The sequence below is a fragment of the Pseudomonadota bacterium genome (genome assembly GCA_018823135.1).
In the GTDB taxonomy this organism is placed as follows: domain Bacteria; phylum Desulfobacterota; class Desulfobulbia; order Desulfobulbales; family CALZHT01; genus JAHJJF01.
In genome coordinates, this window is sequence record JAHJJF010000090.1 from 1 (window position 1) to 7,278 (window position 7,278).

5 protein-coding genes are annotated in these 7,278 nt (G+C 51.2%); 4 read left to right on the forward strand and 1 reads right to left on the reverse strand.

The features are described from left to right. The first annotated feature begins 108 nt into the window (after positions 1 to 108). From KKE17_09715 to KKE17_09730, 4 genes are read left to right on the forward strand one after another with little or no spacing between them, the layout of a single operon-like run. Positions 109 to 1,476: a TolC family protein gene (locus KKE17_09715; GenBank protein ID MBU1710268.1), complete on the forward strand. Its 1,368-nt coding sequence runs from the start codon at positions 109 to 111 to the stop codon at positions 1,474 to 1,476. Positions 1,477 to 1,488: 12 nt separating this feature from the next. Continuing rightward, a complete protein-coding gene (locus KKE17_09720; GenBank protein MBU1710269.1) occupies positions 1,489 to 2,793 on the forward strand; it encodes an efflux RND transporter periplasmic adaptor subunit in 1,305 nt (434 codons plus the stop codon). A 17-nt stretch (positions 2,794 to 2,810) separates the two neighbouring features. Further along, positions 2,811 to 5,918, forward strand: a complete 3,108-nt coding sequence (locus tag KKE17_09725) for a CusA/CzcA family heavy metal efflux RND transporter (GenBank protein MBU1710270.1) — start codon at positions 2,811 to 2,813, stop codon at positions 5,916 to 5,918. After that, the gene (locus KKE17_09730; protein MBU1710271.1) at positions 5,915 to 6,256 is read left to right on the forward strand and encodes a P-II family nitrogen regulator; all 342 of its coding nucleotides are present in this window, start codon (positions 5,915 to 5,917) and stop codon (positions 6,254 to 6,256) included. The genes KKE17_09725 and KKE17_09730 overlap by 4 nt, the downstream gene beginning before the upstream one ends. 89 nt (positions 6,257 to 6,345) lie before the next feature. On the opposite strand, the gene KKE17_09735 is transcribed toward KKE17_09730, so the two are convergent. After that, on the reverse strand, positions 6,346 to 7,278 hold a 933-nt coding region (locus KKE17_09735; protein ID MBU1710272.1), incomplete at its 5' end, for a transposase.

Sequence of the window (7,278 nt, forward strand, 5' to 3'; positions counted from 1 at the left end):
CCATGTCTCCAGATTCAACAAAAAGACCTGTTCCATTTGCATCCCGGGGAGTTTCCCTACAGAGGCAAGCTTTGGGTGCAGCACACTTATTAACGGAGAAATACATAGATGAAGTACGCTATTTTCAGGGTGTTCCTTGCCACGACAATATTTTTTATGGGATATGCCACCCCCCGTATCAGTCTAGCCGGAACATCAGATGTGAATTTAATCCCGCCGCAAATCGTTTTGCGCGGACAAATACCAGCGGAATCGCCTCCATCAGAAACTGTCGATTCGATTTCCCTGGATTGGGCAGTTGAAGCAACTCTTAACCAGCACCCGTCTCTTGCTGCGACATGGTATGAGATCAAAGCAAGACAGGGTGCGGCTCTTCAGGCTGAATTGTCACCAAATCCCGCATTTTTCGGCGAGATTGAAGAATTCGGCGGTTCAGGGGAAGTTTCCGGCACCGCCGTTATGTCCAGCCGAATCGGTATCAGCCAGGAGTTTCTACTTGGCGGAAAAATCGCCAAGCGCAAGCGAAAAGCAGAGGCCTCAACTAGAATTGCCTCCCTCGAATACGGTGCGAAAATCATGGAGATCCGTGCCCTTGTCGAGAAGCGTTTCCTTGAGGTGTTTACTCTTCAGGAGCGACTGCACCTTCAATCCGAACATCTTGATTTTATCCAGAAAACCCATGATGTTGTTATGAAGCGTGTCAAGGCAGGCGACGCCTCACCTTTGGACCTCTCCAGAAGCCAGATTGAATTGGCCTCTGCCAGGATCGGAATCGACCAGATTCGCAATGAACTTGAAGTGGCTCGGCATGCGCTTGCCGGATTATGGGGGGCCAGATCTCCGGTCTTTTCCTCTGTGTCGGCCCAATACAAGCTCGACCAGAACTTCACAGAACAAGAACTGAAGGAGGATTTGGAACAAAGTCCGGTCTGGCGTCTTCAGGAGGAACAAATCGTCCATGCCGGCGCCGCTCTTGATCTGGCTGAAGCGCAACGCATCCCCGATATTGAACTGGAAGGAGGCGTTCAGCAATTCAACGAGTCCGATGACCATGCGTTCTTCCTGGGAATAACTATTCCCCTCACCCTGTTTGATAGAAATCAAGGAGGAATTGCCGAAGCCAGGGCCATGAAACGCAAAGCGCATTACGAAAAAGAATCGAAATTTCTGGCCCTCCACATGGAGCTTCAGGAGGCCTGGCAGAAACTGGTCTCAACCCGACAGGCTGTTCAATCCCTTGAGACGGAGGTTCTTTCCATCGCGCAAAATGCCTATGAATCTATCAGCAAAGCATATATGTCCGGCGAAGTAGACATTCTCCGCCTGCTGGACGCACAGAGAACCTGGGTGGAAATCCGCATGGTTCGACTGGACCTACTTCACGAGCTTGAAAGCAGCAGAATTGAAATCAAACGCCTGGTTGACCAAAGAGTAATATTTCCTGCCGCCTCACTCACCAGCAACACTCACAACTAAAAGGAATTAAGCATGAAAAGCACATACATACTATTTGGAGGACTTCTGATTGTCATATTGCTTGGCGGAGGTCTGGCCCTTACGACCAATCCTGTTGACAGTAAAGCTTCAGGACATACTGTCGAGCAGGAACGGGAACATGATGACCATGAGGACCACGTTGAAAGTGATGGAGGAAAACATGATGACGATGGTGAAATCCATGACGAGGAACTGGAACACCAAGAACACGATGAGCATGGGCAGGAGGACGAAACATCTGCTGTTGAAATGACCAGAGATCAGCAAAAAGAAATCGGCCTGGTCGTAGCCGTGGCCCGATCCGGAGATATTCAACACCTCATTTCCCTTGTCGGTGAAGTCCGCCTGAACGAGGATCGGATGGCCCACCTCGTTCCCAGGGTGCCGGGGATTGTCAACAGCGTGTCTGTATCTCTGGGCGATAAAGTCTTGGAAGGGCAGGTCCTGGCCATCATCGACAGCCATGAGTTAGCTGAATTGAAAGCCAACTACCTGGAGAGATCGCGAAATCTCGAGTTGACCCGCCGTACTTTTGAGCGAAAGGAGTATTTGAAGCAGGAGAAAATAGCCAGCGAAGCCGACTGGCTGGAAGCGCAGTCCGCTTTTCAAAACGCCGAAACATTGCTGCTCTCCGCAAAACGAAGGTTGAGTGTCCTGGGATTGAGCGAGGAAGAGATTCTCGCCCTTCCCGATGCCAAGGATGAAACCTTTGGCCGTTACGCACTCAAGGCGCCCATCACCGGGACCATTATTGCCAGGCATATCACTCGGGGCGAGAAGATCGGCGAGGAAGAGGTCTTCACGGTTGCCGACCTTTCCGTGGTCTGGGTGGATCTGCAGATTCCTGCCCAGGATCTCGGGCGGATACAGAAAGGTCTTGGTGTGGAGATAAGCTCAACAGAGGGCAAAGTCACCGAAGGGATACTGACCCTGGTCGGTCCCGTGGTGGACAGAGAGAGTCGAACCTCCCTGGGCCGGGTCGAGCTCCAGAACCCGGCCGGTTTCTGGAAACCTGGCATATTCGTGAAGGGACAAATCCAAAGTAAAACACTTTCCTCAGCCATTGTCGTTTCTTCTGAAGCTGTCCAGAATATTGACGGGGAAAATATCATCTTCGTCCCTGTTGGGGATGGTTTCAAACCGGTTCCGGTCACCCTGGGCAAACGCGTCAATAACAGGACGGAAATTCTGGCAGGGCTTGTGGCCGGGGATCGGTATGTCGCCAGGGGAGCCTTTGAATTGAAGGCTGTTATGGTAACCAGTGGCGCCGGCGGGCACGCCGGGCACGGGCATTGAGGGGGATAAACAATATGCTGAATAAATTGATTGAATCCGTACTCAAGGCCCCTGGACTGGTGATCGTTGTCCTCCTGGCAGTCATCGGGCTGGGCGTCTTCAAGTATCAGAATATGCCGGTGGATGCCTTTCCTGATATTTCTCCGGTAATGGTTCCGGTCTTTGCCGAGGGCCACGGTATGGCCCCGGAAGAGATCGAGCGGCTTATCACCTACCCTATTGAATCGGCGATGAACGGCCTGCCGAAAGTCACTCAGATCAAATCCACCTCGGCCTTCGGCATGGCGGTGGTCTATGTCTATTTTCAAGACGATGTGGATATCTATTTCGCCCGGCAGTTGGTGGCGGAACGACTGGCAGCGGCCTCGGCCGAACTGCCCGAAATGGATGAACCGCCGGCTCTGGGCCCCATTTCCACCGGGCTTGGCCAGATATTTATCTATTATCTGACCGCCGATCCGGCCAAGGTCAATACCCAGGGCAAGGATATGTCCGCCTGGCTACGGGAAATCAATGACTGGCTGGTGAAATTCCAACTGCAGACTGTTCCCGGCGTCACCGATGTCCTTTCCATGGGCGGTCACGTCCTGCAATACCAGGTACAGCTCGATCCAAACCTGCTGCGAAAGTACAATCTCGGACTGGAAGAAATCGTTACCGCGATTAACGATAACAATCGTAATGTCGGCGGCCAATTTCTGGTCCTTGGCTCCGAAGAACATCTGGTACGCGGCGTCGGCCTTGTAGAAAAACTGGAGGATATAGGAAGTATCCCGGTAAAGCATATTGGCGGCACGCCGGTTTTTCTTAAAGATATTGCCCAGGTCAAATACGGTAACGAGATACGACGCGGCGTGGTTACCAGAAACGGAAAGCAGGAAGTTGTTTCCGGCATTGTCATGAAACTTTACGGTGAAAACACCTCAGAAGTAATCGAGCGCCTGTACGCCAAAGTGGAATCCGTCAAAAAATCCCTGCCCTCTGGGGTCACGCTTGTTCCCTACTATGAACAGGCCGAACTGGTGAACAATGCCACCGGCACGGTCAAATCAGCCCTGTGGCAGGGAGGGCTGCTGGTCGTTTTGGTCCTCGCGCTCTTTCTGGGCAATTGGCGTACCGCCTTTATTGTCGCTCTTTCTCTGCCGATCTGTTCCCTCACCGCGATCATTTTCATGGATCTCAAAGGGATATCGGCAAACCTGATGTCATTGGGTGGCATTGCCATTGCCATCGGCATGCTTGGCGACGGGGCCATCGTCATGGTGGAAAATATATACCGGCACCTGGGCGAAAGCAAAGCACAAGCAGAGAGCAAAGGGAGAATCATCCTGGCGGCGGCCCGTGAAGTGGCCAGGCCCATTCTTTTTTCCATCGTGATTATTGTGCTGGTCTTTCTCCCGCTGTTCACTCTCGAAGGCGTGGAAGGTAAGATGTTTTCCCCCATGGCCTTTACCATATCATTCGCCTTGCTGGGATCGCTGCTGGTTGCCCTCTTGGTCGCGCCGGTGCTTTCCTTGTATTTACTCAAACCCGAAGCGCATAAAGAAATCTGGCTGGTCAGATGGTGCTCCGCCATCTATCGTCCGATGTTGGCGGGAGCGTATCAGTTTAAAAAAACCATTATACTTGCTTCAGTGGTTTCTTTAATGGTCAGCTTGGTCGCATTGAAATTCATCGGCACCGAATTTATACCAACCCTTGAAGAAGGTTCCATTCTGATCGGTGTCTCCATGGCCCCTTCCATTTCACTGGAAGAAGGGACAAAGACAGTCATGACGCTTGAGCGAAAAATCCTGGAGTTCACTGAGGTGGAAGAAACAGTCTCCCGTATCGGTCGCCCTGAGGCGGGGAGCCATCCCCATCCGGTCAATACCGGTGAGATTCATCTGGAGCTTAAGCCGAAGAAGGAATGGCGGCGATTTGCCAGCAAAGCCGAACTGATCGAAGCTATTCGTGAGAAAATCAGCGTCGTTCCCGGAGTGCAGTTCAACTTTACTCAACCGATCCAGAACTCCTTTGACGAGTTGCTTTCCGGTGTAAAAACCCAGCTTGCCATCAAACTGTTCGGAGAGGATTTGACGATTCTGCGCGAAAAAGCCGGCGAGATCAAGGAAGCCATTGAATCAGTACCCGGACTGGTGGATTTAAGCTCGGAGCAAAGCTTCGGGCAGCCGCAGGTACAGATAATCGCAGACCGTGAAGCTTGTGCGCGTTACGGTGTAAGCGTCAGCCAAATCCTTGAAATGGTTGAGCTTGCAGTCGGCGGTGAAGTTGTTGACAATATCTACCTCAATACCAGGCGTTTCGGCATTCATCTGCGCTACCAGGAACCATACCGTAGTGACCCGGAGGCCATCCGCAACATGTTACTGGCAACCGCAGACAAGGGCCTGATTCCTCTGGGCCAGGTGGCCGAGGTTAAATCGGTGGTTGGTCCTATCCAGATCAACCGCGAAAAGAATCAGCGCCGATGGGTGGTTCAGGGCAATGTGCGTGACCGCGATATCGGCAGTGTCGTTGCCGACATCCAGCAACGTATAGCCGAAAAGGTCAAAATCCCTGACGGGTACACCATCGAGTATGGAGGGCAGTTTGAAAACCAGCAACGTGCCATGGCACGGTTGGCCGTTATTGTTCCCATCGTCATCCTTAGCGTTTTCCTGATGCTGTGGATGAGTTTCGGGTCTCTACGCCAGGCTGGAATTATAATGATTAATGTTCCTCTTGCCCTTGTGGGAGGTGTCCTTGGCCTGCTGATCATGGGAGAATATCTGTCGGTGCCCGCCTCGGTCGGCTTCATCGCCCTGTTCGGCGTTGCGGTGCAGAACGGCATGGTGCTTGTCACCTATTTCAATGATTTGCGTGAACGTGGACGGAGTGTAGATGATGCCGTCAACGAAGGCGCCCTGCTACGCCTGCGCCCAGTGTTAATGACAGCCATGACGACGATTCTCGGCCTGTTGCCTCTTCTGCTCGCCAGCGGTGCAGGTTCCGAGGTGCAGAGGCCGTTGGCCACGGTTGTTGTCTTTGGTTTGGCAACATCAACCCTGCTGACGCTCTTTGTTATTCCGATTGTATACGGCTTAATTGAAAACAAATTTGAAAAAAGGAGGATGGAGACATGAAAAGAATAATTGCCCTGATACGACCTGTGATGCGAGATGATGTTATCGCCGCTCTGCACCTGGTAGAGGACTTCCCGGGAGCAGTCATGACAGAAATACAGGGTATTCGCCGAGGGACCCACCAAAAGATAAAGGAGAAAAATGAGCTGCTCACCATTGGCTTCCGCACCTATATACGCATCGAAATAATTTGCACCGACTCCCAGGTTCCAATACTGTTTGAAGCAATCCGAGCCAATGCACATACCGGCAAACCGGGTGACGGGAAAATCTTTGTTTCATCAATGGAGTCAGCCCTGCGCATCAGCAACGGGCAGACCGATGAGGAAGCATTGTAAGACATAGGCATGATAGGGGCAGCATGATTGGAGCATGATTGGCATGATTGGCATGATTGGAAAGATTTGGCATGATTGGGGTCAAATCTTTATCCTTGACATTTTGCCTCGATCTCCCGCAATAATCCCAGGATTTCCTTGTCTTTCCCGACCTTGGACCTGAGTCTTTTCCTTCCCTGGCTCACGGTGCTGTAATCAACACCCATCATTTTTCCTATCTCCGGATTAGTCAAACCGCCAAACCTGTACAATATATCCATGGCTAGCTGTCGGGCTATACCTTTTCGCGATAAAAGATCTTTCCGCGGCGTGCCGGTTACTTTCGAGATAATTCCAAGTAATTCCCCTTTTGCCTTGTGCTTGTGAACTCTGCCAACCGATGGGATTTCGCGGTCTTTTTTCTCAGGCAACTTCTCACGTATTTCATCAATAAATTGTTCGCTGCCAAGGATGCTCTGAGCTACGATACCCTCCCTTATCTTTAAACCTTCTTGTAGATCCAAGGCGATTTGTTTTTTGTAACGCTCTCGGCCTGATTTCGTGTCACCGCCAAATTCTTCAAGGATATATCCATGCTCAATGCATTTTAGTCTTTTGCTCAAAGCTGTAATACCCGGAAGGCTACTCCATTGATATCCAAACAGATATTCCAATTGCTCGGCAAGCGGCTTACGGGCCATTTTCTGAATTCGTGCTGGATTAAGGTGGATATACCGTGAAACTCTGGAAAGGTAGGCATCCTTTTCAATGAGAAAACTTTTATATCTCCCCTGATACAGATTGCCGCTCCGTTTATAACGGCGATTGAAATATGAGGTATAGGTGATATTGAAATGCCGCATGAATTCGGCAAGGTTGCCCTGCGGGGTTTCAACGAGAAGGTGAAAATGGTTGTTCATCAGCACGAAGCTATGGAGGATTGTGGAATAGGTTTCTGCGGACAGACTCAGGATCGAGAGGAATTTGTTCCGGTCAGCGTCATCCTTGAAGATGGGCTTGCGTTCGTTGCCGCGATGGGTGAC

Excerpts from the sequence above, each read along its gene's own strand:
- KKE17_09730 (MBU1710271.1), top strand. The coding sequence starts at position 5,915 with ATGAAAAGAATAATTGCCCTGATACGACCTGTGATGCGAGATGATGTT.
- KKE17_09715 (MBU1710268.1), top strand. The coding sequence starts at position 109 with ATGAAGTACGCTATTTTCAGGGTGTTCCTTGCCACGACAATATTTTTT.
- KKE17_09720 (MBU1710269.1), top strand. The coding sequence starts at position 1,489 with ATGAAAAGCACATACATACTATTTGGAGGACTTCTGATTGTCATATTG.